Origin of the sequence: Caballeronia pedi (assembly GCF_001544915.2) — a bacterium.
GTDB classification, from domain to species: domain Bacteria; phylum Pseudomonadota; class Gammaproteobacteria; order Burkholderiales; family Burkholderiaceae; genus Caballeronia; species Caballeronia pedi.
Genome location: NZ_FCOE02000030.1, coordinates 30,393 through 48,288, shown reverse-complemented (window position 1 = coordinate 48,288; position 17,896 = coordinate 30,393). Strand labels below are relative to the sequence as shown.

The window sequence follows — 17,896 nt, the reverse complement described above, 5'->3', positions numbered from 1 at the left end:
CGCCGATGGGACGCCGTACTATGGTATGCCATCATATTATCAACGTGCGAGCGTAGCTTTAAGGGTTTTCGAAGCCTTGCTTGGCAAATTCATTTAAGAGCAGATGGAGACAGCATGAAAGATTCAGCGGATGACAACGCCGTTTTTTCGATCGAGAGCGACTCGATCGAGTATGTCGGCCCCGAACATCGACACGGCAAGCCGAATGACCTGTTCACGTTATGGTTCTGCACGAATGTCGCGCCGTTGGCCGTGATCTCGGGCGCCACGTCCGTACTGGTGTTTCATCTGGATCTCAAGAGCGCGATCCTGGCCATTGTGCTCGGCCAGTTTTTCGGCGCGATCTTTCATGCGCTGACGTCTGCCCAAGGGCCGCTCGTCGGCGTCGCGCAGATGATTCAAAGCCGCGCGCAGTTCGGCCGATATGGATCACTGTTGGTGGTCGGATTCACGACGCTTATCTATCTTGGGTTCTTCGTCTCGAACATCATTCTGTCGGGAAAAACGCTTCACGCCGCTGTCCCCGCAGTACCTGAGTCGATCGCGCCGATCGTTGGCGCGCTTCTCTCCACGCTGATCGGGGTCCTGGGCTATAACCTGATCCATCGCTTCAACAAAGTGGGTGCATGGTTCATGGGAGGCGCGCTTCTCATCGGAATGGCGCTGCTCATCCCGAACCTGACCGCTGAGGCGCTTCATCAAGGAAACTTCGATTTTGCCAACTGGTTCGCAATGTTTGGACTGTGCGCAATCTGGCAGATCAGCTTCGCACCTTATACGTCGGATTACTCGCGTTACCTTCCCAAATCGACTGGCTTCGGCAAAGTCTTCGCGTTCACCTACTTCGGCACCTCGCTCGGGACGATCTTCGCTTTCATATTCGGCGCGGTGGCGGTGTGCGCGGGGCAAGGCACGGACGCGATGCAGGCCATTCAGACTCAAACGGGCGCCTTCGGTCATATCCTGATCTTCTTCTTCCTGATTAACATCATCGGCCACAACGGGATGAATCTTTATGGCGCGGTGCTCTCCGTCATCACGGCCGCGCAAACATTCAGCCCGAAATGGCTTCCGGGGCGCAACGTTCGGATCGTTGTATCGACGGTGCTGCTGATTGCTTCGACCGCAACTGCATTGTGGGCGTCGAACAACTTCCTCTCGATTTTCCTGAATGCAATCTTCGCGCTGCGTATCGTGCTGGCTCCGTGGATTGCGATCAATCTTGTCGACTTCTATTTGATTAACAATAAAAGCTATCAAGTTGAAGAGATCATCAGTAGCACCGGCGGCGCATATGGATCTTTCAACTTCAAGGCGATCGGTGTCTATGTCTTCGGAATCGCGATTCAGATTCCGTTCATGGAAGAGTATTTCCACGGCGTATGGGCAAACATCGCTGGTGGCGCCGATGTCTCGTGGATGATCGGTCTGGTTGTCTCCGCGCTGGTTTACTACGCGCTTGCATCGAAACGCAGTGCTCACTCGCGACGTGGCGCTCCTTCGCATACTCGCGCCTGATAGTGAACACGCCGCTTCGTAACTTCCAGATCCACGATTCAAAGGAGCCAAAATGAACGACGACGATGCGCTGTTTGAAAAGGGCATGCCAATCCGGCGCGCGGTATTGGGCGCTGAATATGTCGATGCGTCGATGGCGAAGGCCGACGACTTCATGATGTCGTTCCAGCGCGCCACCACATCGTGGGCGTGGGGATGGGCCTGGGGAGATCCAACGCTCGATAACAGAACGCGCAGCCTCATGAATCTGGCGATGCTGACCGTGACCGGACACACCGAAGAGCTAAAGCTGCATGTCAAAGGCGCGCTGAACAACGGTCTTACGGTCGATGAAATTAAGGCCGCGTTGCTTCACGCAACTGCCTACTCCGGCATTCCATGCGGACTCGGAGCATTCAAGGCGGCTCACGAGGTTCTCAAACGAGAAGGCGCCATCTGACGAAGCGCAAGCGAGCCGGTAATGCCTTGGGTGGCGGGTACAGCGCTAAGTGTCGGTTGCGCTGACGCTGCTGAACGATCCCGTGATCTGGCTGCTCGACGAGAGGCCGGCGACCTGCAGGGACGTATGGGATGCCCGGACGCACGCATCGAGATCCGCGCTGACGTCGATCCTGCACAGCACTGACGTGCCCGATCCGTTCATAATCGGACTGTGGATGGTGCTGCCGAGCGCGGCCGCCATGTCCAGGCTACTGCGGTGCCCACGCAGCTCCGAACGTTGGGCGAACGTCGATGGCATATGGCGGTGCCATGTCAGATGGCAGGCTGCGTGGGGTCGTTGGCCGCGTTCACGTCTCACACTACCGTCGCGACGGTCGGGCCTTTTTCGCTCATCAACGCCGGTGCCGCAGCGGCCATACAGACAACTGGCCGGTCGAATGCAACGACGCCATCGTCCGTCACTATGCACGTCGTTGCGCAAATCGGCCGGCGATCGATCAGCAAGAGAATCGAGCCGCGGTGCCGAAGGCTGGAAGCAGCTTGTTTCATGCGCTATGTCCTGTGTACGGCGACCGATCAGGTGCTCACGATGCTTCGCCGTTGGGTGCTGTAGACGTCTGGGACGAGTTCGTCAGGATCGTCGCATCTATTCGCTCAGGAAAATGCACAGCAGTTGATGCCCTAACGCGCTTCGGCTCAGCAGCCAGAGACCTACGACGGTGGTGTTCAAATCGGATGGCTTTTCAGAAGCATCTTCTTAATCGATTACTTCACTAACACGGCCTTCAGATCAGAGCTGCAACAGTTGCGGCTGACCAGAGCGTCGCACCGCCATCATTAGCTTCTTCGCTGGACTCGGTGCCGCTGCACGTCAAATGGACAAATGCGACGCGTGAAGCACGATGCGAACCGAAATAGGGCATTCAGCCCCGAGTAGATCAAGTACGGAGACTGCCATCCTGATTGCGAATTAACAGAAGTGAGGGCGCCCGATAGGCAGTTGCGCCCGGTGAGTTGAAATGAGAGGCGAGTCGAACGAATCATGCGCCCGCTTTCGCGAGGATGAGGTCGAACGATGGAAAGGGAGGGATCAACGTCCCGCCTCTTTAGTTGTGAGTGCATTTTTAACCGACGAGACACCCGATACGCCCTTCGCGATCGAGCCGGCTTTCTCGACCTGAGAGGCGTCGGGGACGTGACCCGCAAGGGAAATTGCACTGCCCTTGACGAGTACATTTACGCCAGCGGTGTCAACACCGCCTTTCGAAAGTGCTTGGCGCACTTTCTTGCTTAATGCACGATTCGCCTTTTTGGTGGCCGACTTAGACGTCCCTTGTGTTGCTGCCGAAGTACCCGGATCTGCCGACGTAGCCGCTGGCTCGCTGCTCTGTGACCATGCATTGACGGATGCTGCCAGAATCAGCGCACCACCAATCAGTTTGAGTGCTTTGTTTGCGTTCACTGCTGCTCCCTCCGGTTGTTGATGCGTTAGGGAAAACCCGTGTGCAACCTTTGCTGGTCGCACAACTGCCGCGCCATTCAAGTGTCATCGATACTGCTTACAGTCTACAATGAATCGGAAGGTCCACGGGGTCCACGAGCCGCAGGCTTTCAATCAAGCGAATACGCAAAGAGCCCCGTCGCAGGCAAATCTCCGTAAGTCTATTAGGAGTACAAATATATGGTGAGGTCGTGTTGTCTCGATCGGAGTCGCAGAGTGACGACATGCTAACGACCTGATGGCTTGAAGGGTCGCAAAGACCTGTTCGAGGTGGTCGTTCTGGACGCGGCGTATTAGTGACGGGTGCAGTTCGCTCGGCCGTCTGGGCAATGCGACGGCTCTAGGCTGATTGCTGCTTCCCGCTCAGCTTACGATTATCTAACGACATTGCCTAGTCAATCACTTCGATGCAGTGAAGACGTCAGCGCTCTTGGTTCGTCAGCGGTGCAAGCACTGACGCATCTCTTGAATCTTCTCGTCGCTATAACCGGCCTTTCTCGCGACGAGTTCAATTGAAGCCGGCGTGACCTCTTCCAGCACACCGTTTGAACCTCGCGGAAAGTCTGCTTCCCCTAAGACGACGAAATCGAGGTATTCGTCTATTCCCTTGTATGCTCGAATGTCGCTCACGCTCGTCGGCGTGCGTCCCGGTCTGCATGCATCGTTCTTTGAGTCGGGCCTCGATATGAAAGGAGCCTTCAAGGCGAGCTCGGGCTGCTGACAGCGCATCCCAACCGGAATGGGACCAAGCGATTGAGTGGTCACAGATCCATCACGAAGCAACTGATGAAGCGCAATTGAACCTTCTCCAAAGGCAGGACCGACGTCGCCAATTAGACCAAAGGTCCCATGGAGATCTTGTCCGCCGACCCATACGATCTTCCGCAACAGAGATGAATCGTTTGTGACAAGTACTGGCAGGCTCTCTGAATCCAGATATGCAGCTTTTCCACCTGACATGTGCCGAAGCGATGTCGTTGATGCATACGTTTGAATGGTGGTTCCTGCTACGGTCTGTCGCTCAGTACCAAATTTGATTCTTCCCTTACCGTTTCCTGCAATCGTTCCCTTGGTACACGCGCTCAACGCTTGGTTGGGCGATAGCGGCTCAACCACCATGGCGAAAACGCAAAACTCCTCGCCAGCGGAGGCAAAGCCAGCTGCCTCCGCCTTTGCGAACTCGGTCATACACGCCGCGTCACAAGCTACACGCCGTCCGGCTCGCCAGGCATCCAGACCATTCTGAACGTATGTGAAGCCATGATTTCCAACCGTGTATGAACCCGATCCTCCATCAGGATTGACCGCGAGCGGAGCGCGCACAGCGATCGATCCATCACGAAAAACTCTACTGGGGTATGACACCGGCTTGTTGTCCACCTTGCCGACAATCTTGCCAGCCGATCCGCAGGCTTCGGCTGCCAGCGCCGTCGTGCTACAGAGAACAGCAATCGGGAGCCCGCATACGAGGCTTCGCACCCACGTGACTCTGTTCATCGCAATCTCCTTCGCGAGGTTGAGAATTCGACAGTGATGCTGCTACGGGCGCGACGCCTGAATCGTGCGACTTCTATATATCCCGTCCAAACCAGCGGGCCGACGATTCGGCGCTCGCTTGAGTAACGTTGCCAGTCGGTTGTCGGCGGTCAACAGATCATTAGCGTACAACCACCCAAGGTCCCGGTATGCGCGAAAGAGGTAGATGCTGTTGCTGTAGGTGGTGAACGCAGTACTATTCTGCGGGAACACCCACTTCCCGCTATCTTCTGCAATCACACGATCCTCAGGTGAGAGGCCGTCTTCTCCACCAACGACAGACGAAACCATCGTGTCGTGGACGTACTCTAGAAGAGTGCATGAGTAGGTCAGGCCGTCGCTCTGCCCCGTCGTGACACCCTGGCACTTTCGGACCGGACGGCCCGTGCCGTCCGGGGCTGCCTGATACCACTCCCGCACTACCTTGATCCAAGCCTTTTGATCCAGTGCGGACATCAGGTAGTAGATCTTGACGCTGTCGAGCCCCGGTGGCGTGTGCGCTGTATCGGGACCGGCGTGATTCAACGTCAACGTTTCCGTGGCTCCGTGCTTGAGCTTCACGATATCGGCAATCCACACACGACGCCGCCAATTGAATGGCGTGATGTTCGTTGTATCTTTAGCCGGGTTTTCACTCGACGCCGTCACATTGGGGATTGATATGCTTCGGTGCTTATCGTCCCACTGACAACTTTGGGATAGATCAAACGGCGTTGTGGGCCCGGTGCCGGGATCGCGAGGGTCCGCTTCAAAAACCATCGTGTAACCGTGTTGGACCAAGTAGTAGTTGACGGAGCACAGCGAAGACAGTGAAATGAAACCGTCGCTTTTCTCGTCTCGGTGCCAGTCGTTCTCTCCAGCAACGACGACGATGTTCTGCACACTACGTCTCAACAACGAGATCATTCCGAGGTTGTCGCCGCTTTGGCCTCCGTCTGATAGATGAATCGTCGGTCCCTTGGGCGTCGTGACGTCGTCGTCGAGGAAGTAAAATGGCCAGATCAGGAATGAATGCTTCACCCGGCTCAGATTTGACTGATTGTAGTTCGGGATGTCCAGCCCCCAGCGAATGTTCAATCCTTGGAGCAGCGCGTTTACTGCTGCTCTCGGATACTTAAGAGAGCGCTGAGCGGTATCAGCAAATGCGGCCGACGACAGCACCGAGAGCGGAACGGTCAAACCGACCAATTCTGGCGAGCCTCTTACGTAGCCGTATCGACCTGAACCAAATTCGTCGAATGTGATCTCGAAGACGTCCGTCGCAAGGTCGTACGGCGCCCGTGAAAGATCTACGCCGACGTTTCCCGAAGCACCGGTTGCCTGCAGGATCCACTTCGGCAGGTAACCTCCGACGGTTGCATTGGTCGCCGCCTCATCGCCGGTGTAGATCGTCGAGAGGTCGGCGAACGTGAACTGCTTCACCATCTGGCGAAACCGATCTTCGTGGGGACCGACTGGCAACTGCGTACCTGGCTCAGGAATGTAAGCATACGTTCGCTCTATTCCATATAGATAGTCGTACTGCGATGGCGACAGCGGTTTGCGCCAGTCGAACAGCAGGTTCGAGAAGTAATGCAATGGAAGCGAGATGACCGACTCGGTCACCATCGAAGCGAAAGTCCCGCCCAAGTTCCCAATGTCTCGCTGAGATGTCGACACCGGAGAGTGCTTGGACATCAGGAGGTCCTGATAGCACTCCACCCAGCCTTGGTAGTTCGCGTAATGACGATCAATCACGCCAGGTGATGGTGGATGCCCGTCCGGCTCCGCATAGTTTTGTACGGACAATCGTGTACAACCATCGTTCGACTCCGCAACGCTCTCGACATCATTGACGCCTCGCAGGTCTTGCGATCTGACGTCGACGAAGTACGGCGCGTCGATGTTGCTATTCAAGCGTCGTGAGTCGACAAAAAAGCGCTGCAACCCTGGGAATGCCGGATCGTACGCGTATTTTCCATGCGCGAGCTCATACGCCTTGTAGTACATGTAGAAGGCGGCGTATCCACTTCCAGAGACCGAGGACAGATAGTCGGTCTTGTAGATCCACTGCTCGCCGGCCGGACCGTCAACGAACCGCTTGAGCACACCCATCGCAAAAGGGGCGGCTTTTGAGCCACCACCGGACATCGCCAGCCCAAGTTGCGGATACAGGTCGGATGTTGGGCGCAATTCCTCGACATGCGCCGAGTCGTAGTCAATGATGCAATTTACCGAGGTCAAGTCTCCGCACGGATGCAGAGGGAGTGATGCACTCGTGCTGGGCGAAACACCACCTACCGCACATCCGTACAAAAACGGTACTGCCCCAACGCAGATCGCAATCGTGGAGCGCATGGCCGTCTCCGCATCAAGAGCTATTGAAAACGTTCTCTATCCGTCGCTTCTGAAAACTGGAAAACTTCACGAGCGGTCGTGCCGAAGCGAGGCTGGCTAGGCTTCGAATGGTGATCATCGACCCGCGTAACAAATCCGCAGGCACTGGTTCAGGAAGGACCGAAGGCCGACGCCGCGCGCGTCCTGCCCAAATGGTGAAACGGTCTTGCCAATCTTACTGACGAGATAGTCTCTAGTAGTTGAATCGACTGTACGCTAACGAACAAAAACTTTGAGGTGGCATGCAATGAGTGGGCGTCAGCACCAAATCGGGAGATTAGAAACAACATTGAGCGCACTCCGGGACCTCGTTCAGCCGGACACTCAATCGTCTCACCTGTGATACCTTCATCGGTGACACGTGTGCACCGTCAAACGATGCTGCGATTAGCTCTGATAGCAACCATTGTTGCGACGAGAAGAACAGTCATTTTGCGTGTCTGAAGTCCTCGATTTTCGTGTTGGAGGCAACAGTGTTCGTCGCGTCTCTGCATCGTTATCCAGTCAAAGGCCTGTCCCCTGAGGAGCTCCCCTCGGTGGAACTGAAGTCCTCACAGGGTTTTCCGCTCGATCGCGCGTTCGCCATCACTGACGGCTCATTTCAGTTCGACCCCAAAAATCCCGTTGCGCAGCCGAAAACGAAGTTCCTAGTATTGGCGAAGTATGAGCGCCTTGCCAATCTGAAAACCAAGTACTCGAGTGAGAGCGGTCGACTCGAGATCGCCTACAAGGGACTCGCGCGTGTCTACGACCTGTCGAGAAAATCAGATCGAGTTGATGTTGCGCTGTTTACGAAGAATTTTCTCGATGTGACGCTGCCGGGTGAGCCCGAGCTGATTAACGCTCCTGGGCACCAATTTACTGACGTAAGCGTGCACTCTGCGAGCTTGATGCGCAGTATTTCACTTATTAATCTGGCCACGGTACGGGATCTACAACAGCGCGTCGGAGTTTTTTTAGATCCTCTTCGGTTTCGCGCGAATCTGTATTTTGACGACGCTCCCGCCTCGAGCGAACTGGAATGGCTAGGTCGAGAGATCACTATCGGAACCGTGAAGTTGCGAATCGCTCGACGCACAAAGCGTTGCCCGGCCACCAGTGTCAATCCCGAGACTGGTGAGCGAAACATTAACGTTCCCATCGCTATTCGCGAGTATGTCCAGCATGGCGACCTTGGCGTATATGCCGAGGTTTTGGAAGGCGGAACACTTACGCCACGGGATTCGATGCATCTTGAGGCGCAGACGGTTTCGCCCGGCGGGCCGTAGAAAAACGATTGATGGGTTTGAAGATCGTCTTTCATGATTTGATCGGCGAGTCGCGCGGCGCCCAATGATGTGGTCGCGCCTTTAACCACATCGAGTCGCTTTCTCATCGGACATAGTAAGCTGCGGCTCCGTTACGCTAATTTCTAATAGATGCGCGGTGAATTAGACGACGGAGCGAATATACCGCAAGCAGCCACGCCGCCGCGACATTCCGCAACTGAGCCTGACGACCGAACTGGAAGCACGTTGAACTGACTCCGTTTTCTGCGTCAGAACCGACATTTGACATAGGTAACATGATCGTTCGTGGTACGAAGTACATTCCCGTGCAACCCTTGGATCCTGCCAAACCGTCCACCACATCAGGCATAGTCGACCCGAGATGTAGTATCGATATTGATTCCGTCGGCGAGGCGAGGACGCCCGATGTCCCGATTTTCCGTCGAGCTCTCCAAGCTCAACCCCACGAAGACTGGTTTTTCGGCAGAGCGTTATTTGGATCGTAGACGTCGAGGTGGTCCGTCGAGTCAAGACGCTCTGTGTACAGAACGAGATTTGTACCGTCAGGCGTCAAGCGCGATTTGAAGAGGATGCCCTTGGCACCGCTCGAGACGACCTCATCGCCAAGGATCCAGCTGGGCGGCTCGATCCGTTCATTGAACCAGCAGCGGCGCCAGTCGCAATAGAAATCCTCCCACAGAGAAGACCACTTTCCGCTTTCGTATCCGCCCGTGAAGTCGACTATCGGAGCGGCCGTGAGGTTGTAGCTGACCAACGTCCCCGGCGGCATCAAAGACGATAGCTGCTGATACTCTCGGATGGCCGTGTCGTGGTCCAGGGCCAGATAGAGCGCATTCAGTCCGACACGATTCGCGCGACCGCCATGCGTTCCTGCTCCCGCGCCGCTGGTCGGCGCAACAGCCCACCGGGGAACATGCATACGATAGACAGTTACCCCGGCCAATTCTGTGAGTATCATCCTGCCGCGCCCGCCTCGAGCGACGAAACGTAGCGAAGGACGTCATCGGCCCGACCTTCGGACACCAATTGCTCGGCGGTTTTGTAGGTGAACACGGGCAGCGGTTCGTTTCGATACCAGAACAGCGCCTTCGTGACGTCGCCTGAGATATCCGTGGCCGCGCGAATGACCCGCAGAGCGTCGCGGAGGAATCGTTGTACGCTCTCGGATGCAGGCTGCCGGCTGATCGTGTTCCGATGTACGTGTGCTTGCTGGGCAAGGGTTTGCAAGTCGATATGCAAGGCTTCGCCGAAGCGTCGAGCGGAGACAATCGGAGCCGGGTCTTCGGGATCGCGTAATGACGCCATGAAACGGTCAAAGCTCACATCCGCACTGGGAATGGCACCGGTATCCGAATTCATGGTTCGCTCCAAGCACATAATTAGCACAATTTTAGCATAAATATCGATCCCACTTTCTAGCACGAAAGCTGGCGTTTCTGTTATCGACCGGCACCTGTGTACACCGCGGCGAGGCATCCGGCGAGATCCATGGTTAAAAGGAATTGATCAGTGCACTTTTTGTGCATTTTCGGCGCGTGAAGAGTGACATTTCACGTGAAACCATGCACGGTCAACGGAACAGTCGGACTATACATCTGCATACTTAATAAATGCGATAATACTATTTATGTCAGGTGACAGATTGACCATTCCTTATCGTTAATCGTTGACGATGAGTCCTTGCCTATCAATGTTGTCTGGCAGGCAGATCGCCGCCGGCAACGTCGATTTGTCCTCGCGCGCGGAGAAACAGGCCGCCGCGTTGCAAGAAACCGCGTCGAGCATGGAGGAACTCACCAGTACGGTGAAGCAGAAAGTGGAGAACGCCCGGCACGCAAGCTCGCTCGCTGCGCTCGAAGCCGCACGCGCGGGCGAAGAGGGGCGTGGCTTTGCCGTGGTTGCGGGCGAAGTGCGTACACGCACTCAGCGCTCGTCGGCGGCCGCGAAGGAGATCAAGGAACTGATCGAAGCCTCGGTGGACCGCGTTCAGAATGGCTCGGCCCTCGCCGACGAAGCGGGTCACACAATGGCGGAAGTCATCGGTGCCGTGCAGCGGGTCCCGACATTGCGGGAGAGATCGCGGCGGCTTCCGAAGAGCAAAGCAGCGGCATCGAGCAGGTCGGTCGCCGCGACCCAGATGGACGAAGTCGCGAAGCCTGAACGCCGCGTTCGTCGAGGCGGCCGCGGCCGCCGCCGCCGCCCAGTCGCTGGAAGATCAGGCGGGTGCGTTGCGTACTGCCGTGGCAGCCTTCCGCCTAAACGGCGACAGCGCGGTCGCCGCGCTCGTTGGCATGCGGCCGTGGCGACTGTTCTCGGTACGGACTCGCGGGGGCTGCGACGCGCTGTGTGCTCGAGACAGACGATGCTCGCGTGGCGGGCTTTTTCTCGACAATGGGCGCGAAACCATTACCGCCCTTCCAGGAACCCGTCCTTCCGCGACTCCGCTTTTACCCGGCCCACGCACATCCGTCAGATGAAAGCGTGGCGGCGCACAGAGCCTCCCAGGCTCGCCGCGTTAGTCTAAAAGCACTAAGCCTGCTTATCTCAGGCGGAGCATTCCAGACGCGAACGGGGAGATGATGGCACTCGTCAAGGTTACGGCAAGAGACATAAAAATCGGCGCGCCGATTGATTTCGCCATTTACTCTGCGAGCGGTCGGCTGCTGCTGACGAGAGGCCACTGTGTTCAATCGGACAGCCAGCGCGAGAGGATCCTCGCTGTGGGATTCCGCGACCCGGACGTGGGACGCGCCGAACAGGTTGGCGCAGCCGGGAAACTCCTGATTTCCACCGGCAAGCATGCGGCGGCTGCGATGGACAATTCCGTCACGACATCGATACCCGCGGCTTTGCCCAAGACCCTCGACGGTCTGCAAGTCACGCTGATCGGCCGCGAAGGCCGTCCCCTGCGTACCGGGTTCGTGGGCGCTATCCGTGGAGATGCACTCATCCTCACGCCCTCGAGTGAAAACGAACCGATGACCATAGGCGCCGAGGTCGAGTGCAAGGCGCTCCTTGGGAGGAAGGTATATAAATTCTCAAGCAAGGTGATCGGCACGAGCGAGACGCCGGTAAAGCTCGTGTACCTCGCTTATCCCAACGTCGTCCAAACGCACGTCGTGCGCAAACACGTGCGTCTGTCGACCGATCTGGCCGGACGGCTCATTCGCAATGATGTCGTTGCGGCCGGATTCGACGCCGTCGTCGAAAACGTGAGCCTGGGCGGGGTCGCGCTGCGCCTGTCGGACGCACTTCTTAACGTCGGCGAGCACTTCAAACTGGCGCTACGCTTGAGAGCTGACGGCAAGCTCCATGCCGTTGTGTTCAACTGCATCGCGCGCAACACTAGGCGTTGTGCCGACGGGGCCATCCTGGTCGGCGCGGAATTCAGCAGCCAGACCGTAGAGACCGTCGCCTTGCTCAGACTGCACTTGCTCGAGACTGCCACAGACAGCGCCGGTTAGCGATTCGCCGAACGGAGTTCTTTCGTTCGACGAAATCTCAACTCTTCAACCGCTTGATCGCTGCGAGAATCTCGGGCGCCCCAAACGACGGGTTGCGACGCTTCTTTTCGGCGAGGCCGTTCGCCTGCGTGTCGCTCACGCGCAACGAGCATAGGACCGAAAGTTCGTTATAGCCGAACAGACCAACCATCATAGGACGATTCGCGAATCGTTCACTCACGCGCCTGCCACAGACGCAGCTTCATGATGCTCGTCAGTTCAAAGCGCTGACCCACGGCATCGTGAGCGGCCATGGCCGCGCGATCCCAATCGACCACCGATGAAAAATGCTGGAAGCGACCTCTAGCAACGCGAGACTGATTTCGTTGCCGGCCTGAATGGAGCTGCAGACCGCTGGATTGTCGGGACGATGTGACTTCACCGAGAATGTCCCCGCCATATCGGTCGCGACCACCAAACCCTTAGTAAAGTGCGAGCGACCTGTGGCAGTCGGTCGCGACCGATTTGTAAGTCATCCGAACCATGCGCGATCGGTTGCAGCATCACCGTTCGCTTTTAGCAAAAAAGAATGAATTTAGTTTGCGGATTATTGGGTTCGACGATCCACTCATTTTGACGCAATTTCGTTCATGCGTTCTGACTTTAGTCATCGCCAAATGATTTATGGAACGCCATTAACTTTCTAAATCTTCCCGCGTTTCAAGTTTTTCAACCAAATGCCGATGATATTCGTTAGAGTATATATTGGCTATTTAATTATCTGCTTAAGAAAGCGGACGCCGTCGTATTGAAGTTCGCCGGGACTTTAGTTGCGATAACCCGGCTATTGAACTCGGCTCGAACAGACGAACGGATTTTTTGCAAAGCTATGAGTTTTCGCACCCGCTTTGACGTTGGGTCCCCATTTTCTCGGCGAGCGTCCGATCTCGCGCGCTCGCAGTTCGACGCATTCTCGCGGCAACTGCCGTTGCTATACCTGATCCTCGTGATCAACAGCGTGGCCGTCGCAGTGACGCATGTCGATAGCGCGCCCGCATGGCTCGCGATCTACGTGCCCCTCGCTATGTGTTCGGCCTGTGTAATCCGGTTGCTCGTGTGGCTCGGAAGGAGGAAGGATCTTGCCGCACGAACCGATGCCGAACTCGCAGCCCGCCTGAAGACCATGATGCGGCTGCTTGTCGTGTTGGGCGTGAGTTTCACCACGTGGGGGTTGATGCTCTATCCCTACGGCGACCCTTACGAGCAAGCGCACGTCGCCTTCTACATGTCGATCACCGTCATCGGCTGCATATTCTGTCTGATGCACATGCGCACAGCAGCCCTTCTGCTGACAGCGATCGTGATCGTCCCATTCACCATTTTCTTCTTGCAGACGAATAACGGGGTCCTGATCGCAATTGCGATCAATGTGCTGTTGGTGTCGATTGCGATGATCGTGATCTTGCTGACCTACTATCGCGATTTCGCCAGCCTCGTAGAGTCGCAGACCGAGTTGCGCGCCAAGCAGGCCGAACTGCAGATGAAGCAGGCGGAATTGCAAGCGCAGCAGGTGAAACTGCAAAAGCTCAGCGACGAAAACGTCCGCCTCGCCAACTTGGACAGCCTGACAGGCCTGCCCAATCGCCGGCGCTTCCTCTCCGACCTGGAGGCGTTGTTCCAGTCGCAGACCGGCCGGCCCACGCGCTTCGCGGTGGGCGTCATCGATCTGGATGGGTTCAAGCAGATCAACGATCTGTATGGTCACGGCGCGGGAGACCGGGTGCTTGAAGAGGTGGGCCAGCGACTTCAGCGATTCTTGACGCCTGCGATGAGTCTCGCTCGCCTGGGCGGTGACGAATTCGGTCTGCTCGTCACTGAGGTTCCCGACAGTCAGCACTTGCTCAGACTTGGAGACGCGATCTGCGAGGTGCTTCGCGCGCCGTTTGAGTGGCACGGCATCACCGCACGATTGTCGGGCTCCATTGGCTTTGCGACCTATCCAAAAGCGGGACGTTCACCAGCACAGTTGTTCGAGCGCGCGGATTACGCGCTCTATTTCGCCAAGGAGAATCGCCGCGGCAGCACGACGATTTTCTCGGGTGAGCACGAAGACACGATCCGCGAGCTCGGCCAAATCGAGCAAGCGTTGAGGCACGCGGACCTGGAACGCGAGATGACGCTGCACTTTCAGCCGATCGTTCACGTGGTTCGTCACCATGTCATCTCGTACGAAGCCCTCGCGCGGTGGAACAGTCCCTCACTCGGGCCGGTGGCGCCATCCGCTTTCATCAAGGTAGCGGAACGCAGCGATCTGATCCATTCGTTGTCGATCGTGCTACTGCGCAAAGCGCTCGAAACCATGCGGGGCTGGGACGCGACCACCCGAGTCTCATTCAATCTCTCGGCACGGGATATCGGATCGGCCGACGCGATTGGCGATATCGTGACGCTTATCCGACAAAGTGGCGTGGCGCCGGCGAGATTGACGTTCGAAGTGACGGAGACCGGCGTAATCCGGAATTTCGAACGGGCCGCGCTGTCGCTGCAGACACTCAAGCAGCTTGGCGTGCGCATCTCGCTGGACGATTTCGGCACGGGCTACTCGAGTCTCACCTGCATCCATCGGCTGCCACTGGACAAGGTCAAGATCGATCGGGGCTTTCTGGAAGATATCGAGGCCGACACCGCCGCTCAGGACATCGTGCGAAGCATCCTCGAGTTGTGCCGATCGCTCAAATTGACTTGCGTGGTCGAGGGTGTCGAAACTGTTGCCCAGATGAATATTTTGCGTAGTCTCGGATGCACGGTGATGCAAGGATATTATTTCGGCCCGCCAATGCCGATGGCTGAACCACAACCGGCGACGCACGAAGTCCTGTAACACCCAACTATTATTGACGACGCTCCCCGCGAACCTCAGTGTTGATTTCGCCTCTGCACAAAGGATCTTCACCACAGAGGTCGTGCCGGCCCGGTGGACGTGGCCTCCGGATCTGCGTGGCTCGAGCTAGCCGACATCTGATGCGCGCCCCAAACTAGCTAGACCGAGGAAAGATTGATCGATGAAATGCTGGAGAGCCTGTCGGAGACGGTGGCGGGGCGAACAGCCTGGAGGCGCTCACTCGACCGCTGCTGGAAATGCTCCAGGTAGTCACCGGACCCTAATCGACCTACCTGACGTCAATCGACCAGAAAAATGCGGTTCAGTCGATCACGATTGCCCGCAATACAGGTGAACTGTTGATTCCAGAAGGGCTAACAGTGTGTCGGCTTCAAACGGCAGCGACCACGTGTGCTCACGAGTCTGCTTCGGGTACGGCGTGATAGATTTCGTCTAAGCCTGCGAGCATTCTCTGCAGACGGGCTGCCCGTTCTTGCAACGCGAGATAGTTCTCTGAGCTTGGCTCCAGTTCTTCAAGCGTGTTGCCCGTCGCGATGATCTCCATCGACAGCGACGCTAGAAAGAAGTCGTACGCCTGCTGTTTGTTCATGTCGACCCTGCGCAGACGGAATGTTTCGGCTCACGCAGAATGGATGTTCGGATCCGGCGTGCCTGGTTGCGCAATAACGGCAAGTGGGAAGAGCGTAGGCTACCTTTCATACAAGCACCAGCGCTTGTTTCGCGCGCCATCGACCGACTGCTCGAAGCCACTTTCGAAGATCCACTGCCAGGTAGGCTGTGCCGGGGTTTCTTCGGGTACGGCCTCAAGTCGCTGGACGAACGCAGTCACCTGATCAGCGTTGGCGAAGAAGCGCAAGTTGCCGAGAATCACGTTGTAGAGTGGTACCGACTGATCTACGACGAACAGCGTAAGTTTTCGTCCGCAGTTCAACTGCCACGCGGTGGTGGCGCCCAGCCCACTCGGGAAGCGGCGAGGCATGCTCGAAACTTGGGTCATGCAGCAACCCCCATGGCCCGTCGCATGACGGCGGCGAGCTCTGCGGCAACGAACTTCGATACATACGCGTTCGCGCCGACCTTGCGCACGTGCTGCTCGTTGGCCGCCCCGGACAACGAAGAATGGATCACGACCGGAATCGCCTGCAGTTCGGCGGCCGTCTTTATCTTGCGCGTGAGCGTGAACCCATCCATCTCGGGCATCTCCAGGTCCGTGAGGACCAGCGCAATGTGGTCGGTTACCTTTTTGCCTTCCTTTGCGGCCCTCTCGCTGGCCCGCTCGAGCACTTCCCACGCCTCTTGTCCGGTCTTGGCCATAATGAATGGCACACCCATAGCACTCAGGCTCTCTTCGATCAGCGCCCGGGCGACGCCCGAGTCATCGGCCGCCAAGACTTTCGCGCCCGGAGGAAGCGGAAGACGTCCCGTGTTCTCCTGGTTGATTTCCGGTTCGCTTGGAGGCAATACGTCGCGCAAGATCTGCTCGACATCGAGCACTTGGGCGAGCCGGCCACCGGGCTGCGCATCGAGCCGCGCGATGCTGGTCACGGTCTTCCCGCTGCAATGCCCCTCGGCCGACAAGACCCGATTCCACTTCAGACGCACAATATCGTCGACCTCGTCGACCGCAAAGCCTTGCGTCGTACGCGCAAACTCCGTCACAAGAAGGATCCGGTTGCCCTCGCGAGGCACGCAGCCCGTTACCTTGGCCAGATCGATCACAGGGATGATCTCGCCACGCACATCGGCTACACCCAGGATCTTGTCCGAGGAGCCAGCCAACTCGGTCAACACGGGCATGGCGACGATTTCGCGCACCTTGAACACGTTGATGCCATAGAGTTCTCGTGCGCCCGTGCCGGGCGTGCTACCTAGGCGAAAGAGCAGCAGTTCGAACATGTTGCTGCCCGCCAGCCGCACCCGCTGCTCAATATCGTGCTGATCGTTGCTCATTCAGTTCTGGTCCTTGTAGAGAGCGGGGGCATCCTTTGCGCCGCGCGGGTCGTTTTAGCGCCGACAAGGCGAGTGACCGCCGCGTCGAATGTAACGGTTCATTGTTGCTGCGGCGGCTTGTTTTTAACCATAGCGGCCTTCAGTGATCCTGCTTACGGCAAGATCGGATCGTTCTGAAGGCTAGGTTTACCTCGGCGGACGCAGCAAAATGGATCGTACCCGGGAGTTTCTTTAAGCGGAGAGCACACGAGGTGGACTGCCGGTGATCAGCAAAGGAGCTGGAACCGAGTTCGCTTCTACCGCGCTTGGATCAGCTTGTTGCCGTTCGTTCCGCGTCGGCGAGTCGCATGGCAATCGCACGCCGTTGATCGAGTCGCCGTGTCGCGGCGGCGATTTCCGCCAGCCGGACCTCGTGCAACTGGCGGTCGTGTTCGTTGACGATGATCGTCAGAGGCTCAATTAGGGATGAGGGAAAGCCCCATTCGCCAGTCGCCTCGCCGTGCTTAAGCACCCCCGCCAGCTCTCCCTCGACCTTCCGAAGGTATGCGGCGTCCAGCAGCCCGTGGCCAGCCTCAGTCAGAAAGAGCGTGAAAAGGACCACGTGCGCCATGCTGACCGCATCGCGACGCTCTGCTCGTTGGCATCTGACGGCTTCCAAGATCAGCCGGTATTGCAAGGCGAGGGCATCGGCGTCGCGTCGCGGCATAGGCAGAAAGCGAGCCTTGGCGTTGCGGGAAGAGTCCTTCCGTGCACCATATCGTTCGATTTTCCGGGAGCGCGACATAGCTTGAGCGAGGTTCTGAACTCTTCAAATGCTGCCACACAAAAAAACGATCCATCGTCTATTTTCCCGCACGGATTCGTCAAGTTTTTTCTAGCCGCGTTCGAAATGATTAGTAGCCGGACATTTCCATGTGACGACGAAATACCTGCGAGATTG

At 57.1% G+C, this 17,896-nt stretch carries 15 protein-coding genes and 3 pseudogenes; 8 read left to right on the top strand and 10 right to left on the bottom strand.

Annotated elements, in window-relative coordinates; translation table 11 throughout:
- Nucleotides 1-114 precede the first annotated feature (114 nt).
- The 4 genes and pseudogenes from AWB80_RS31245 to AWB80_RS31225 all read left to right on the top strand — a co-directional run.
- Nucleotides 115-1,518 carry a purine-cytosine permease family protein gene (locus AWB80_RS31245; protein ID WP_061178552.1) on the top strand — a complete coding sequence of 468 codons (1,404 nt, stop codon included), beginning with the start codon at nt 115-117 and terminating at the stop codon, nt 1,516-1,518.
- Nucleotides 1,519-1,570: 52 nt separating this feature from the next.
- The gene (locus AWB80_RS31240; protein ID WP_061178551.1) at nt 1,571-1,957 is read left to right on the top strand and encodes a carboxymuconolactone decarboxylase family protein; all 387 of its coding nucleotides are present in this window, start codon (nt 1,571-1,573) and stop codon (nt 1,955-1,957) included.
- 428 nt (nt 1,958-2,385) lie between these two features.
- A pseudogene (locus AWB80_RS45620) lies at nt 2,386-2,569 on the top strand (hypothetical protein); the annotation flags it as partial.
- Nucleotides 2,569-2,761: pseudogene (locus AWB80_RS31225) on the top strand (Tn3 family transposase); the annotation flags it as partial. The pseudogenes AWB80_RS45620 and AWB80_RS31225, both read left to right, overlap by 1 nt.
- Nucleotides 2,762-3,049: 288 nt before the next feature.
- Here AWB80_RS31225 and AWB80_RS31220 read toward each other — a convergent pair.
- The 3 genes from AWB80_RS31220 to AWB80_RS31215 form a co-directional block, all read right to left on the bottom strand.
- A complete protein-coding gene (locus AWB80_RS31220) occupies nt 3,050-3,421 on the bottom strand; it encodes a BON domain-containing protein (RefSeq protein WP_087131740.1) in 372 nt (123 codons plus the stop codon).
- 477 nt (nt 3,422-3,898) lie between these two features.
- Nucleotides 3,899-4,957 (bottom strand): hypothetical protein, encoded by a 1,059-nt coding sequence (locus tag AWB80_RS43560; RefSeq protein ID WP_143328175.1) that lies wholly within the window; start codon nt 4,955-4,957, stop codon nt 3,899-3,901.
- Nucleotides 4,958-4,999: 42 nt separating this feature from the next.
- On the bottom strand, nt 5,000-7,333 hold the full coding sequence (locus tag AWB80_RS31215) for a hypothetical protein (RefSeq protein ID WP_143328174.1): 2,334 nt from the start codon (nt 7,331-7,333) through the stop codon (nt 5,000-5,002).
- Nucleotides 7,334-7,830: 497 nt separating this feature from the next.
- On the opposite strand from AWB80_RS31215, the gene AWB80_RS31210 reads away from it, so the two are divergent.
- Entirely contained in the window at nt 7,831-8,640 is an 810-nt protein-coding gene (locus AWB80_RS31210) for an MOSC domain-containing protein (protein ID WP_087131738.1), read from the top strand.
- 457 nt (nt 8,641-9,097) lie between these two features.
- Here the strand turns inward: AWB80_RS31210 and AWB80_RS31205 are convergent, their stop codons facing one another.
- Both AWB80_RS31205 and AWB80_RS31200 read right to left on the bottom strand, forming a co-directional pair.
- Nucleotides 9,098-9,619, bottom strand: a complete 522-nt coding sequence (locus tag AWB80_RS31205) for an RES family NAD+ phosphorylase (RefSeq protein ID WP_061178546.1) — start codon at nt 9,617-9,619, stop codon at nt 9,098-9,100.
- A complete protein-coding gene (locus tag AWB80_RS31200) occupies nt 9,616-10,020 on the bottom strand; it encodes an MbcA/ParS/Xre antitoxin family protein (RefSeq protein WP_014253220.1) in 405 nt (134 codons plus the stop codon). Before AWB80_RS31200 ends, AWB80_RS31205 begins: the two co-directional genes overlap by 4 nt.
- 343 nt (nt 10,021-10,363) lie before the next feature.
- Between AWB80_RS31200 and AWB80_RS31195 the strand changes: the two are divergent.
- Both AWB80_RS31195 and AWB80_RS31190 read left to right on the top strand, forming a co-directional pair.
- Nucleotides 10,364-11,138 (top strand): annotated as a pseudogene (locus AWB80_RS31195) (methyl-accepting chemotaxis protein); the annotation flags it as partial.
- Nucleotides 11,139-11,237: 99 nt separating this feature from the next.
- Complete coding sequence (locus AWB80_RS31190; protein WP_061178544.1) at nt 11,238-12,125, top strand: PilZ domain-containing protein; 888 nt, start codon at nt 11,238-11,240, stop codon at nt 12,123-12,125.
- 37 nt (nt 12,126-12,162) lie between these two features.
- On the opposite strand, the gene AWB80_RS44125 is transcribed toward AWB80_RS31190, so the two are convergent.
- Nucleotides 12,163-12,318: a hypothetical protein gene (locus AWB80_RS44125; RefSeq protein WP_160147489.1), complete on the bottom strand. Its 156-nt coding sequence runs from the start codon at nt 12,316-12,318 to the stop codon at nt 12,163-12,165.
- Between the two features lie 675 nt (nt 12,319-12,993).
- Here AWB80_RS44125 and AWB80_RS31185 point away from each other — a divergent pair.
- Nucleotides 12,994-14,985 (top strand): putative bifunctional diguanylate cyclase/phosphodiesterase, encoded by a 1,992-nt coding sequence (locus AWB80_RS31185; protein ID WP_061178543.1) that lies wholly within the window; start codon nt 12,994-12,996, stop codon nt 14,983-14,985.
- Nucleotides 14,986-15,400: 415 nt separating this feature from the next.
- Here AWB80_RS31185 and AWB80_RS31175 read toward each other — a convergent pair whose 3' ends face one another.
- The 4 genes from AWB80_RS31175 to AWB80_RS31160 form a co-directional block, all read right to left on the bottom strand.
- The gene (locus AWB80_RS31175) at nt 15,401-15,595 is read right to left on the bottom strand and encodes a hypothetical protein (RefSeq protein WP_061178542.1); all 195 of its coding nucleotides are present in this window, start codon (nt 15,593-15,595) and stop codon (nt 15,401-15,403) included.
- Between the two features lie 99 nt (nt 15,596-15,694).
- Complete coding sequence (locus AWB80_RS31170) at nt 15,695-16,003, bottom strand: hypothetical protein (protein WP_143328171.1); 309 nt, start codon at nt 16,001-16,003, stop codon at nt 15,695-15,697.
- Nucleotides 16,000-16,956, bottom strand: coding sequence for a chemotaxis protein (locus AWB80_RS31165; RefSeq protein WP_061178540.1), 957 nt, complete (start codon nt 16,954-16,956; stop codon nt 16,000-16,002). The genes AWB80_RS31170 and AWB80_RS31165 overlap by 4 nt, the downstream gene beginning before the upstream one ends.
- A 310-nt stretch (nt 16,957-17,266) precedes the next feature.
- Complete coding sequence (locus AWB80_RS31160) at nt 17,267-17,662, bottom strand: hypothetical protein (protein ID WP_061178539.1); 396 nt, start codon at nt 17,660-17,662, stop codon at nt 17,267-17,269.
- Nucleotides 17,663-17,896 lie beyond the last annotated feature (234 nt).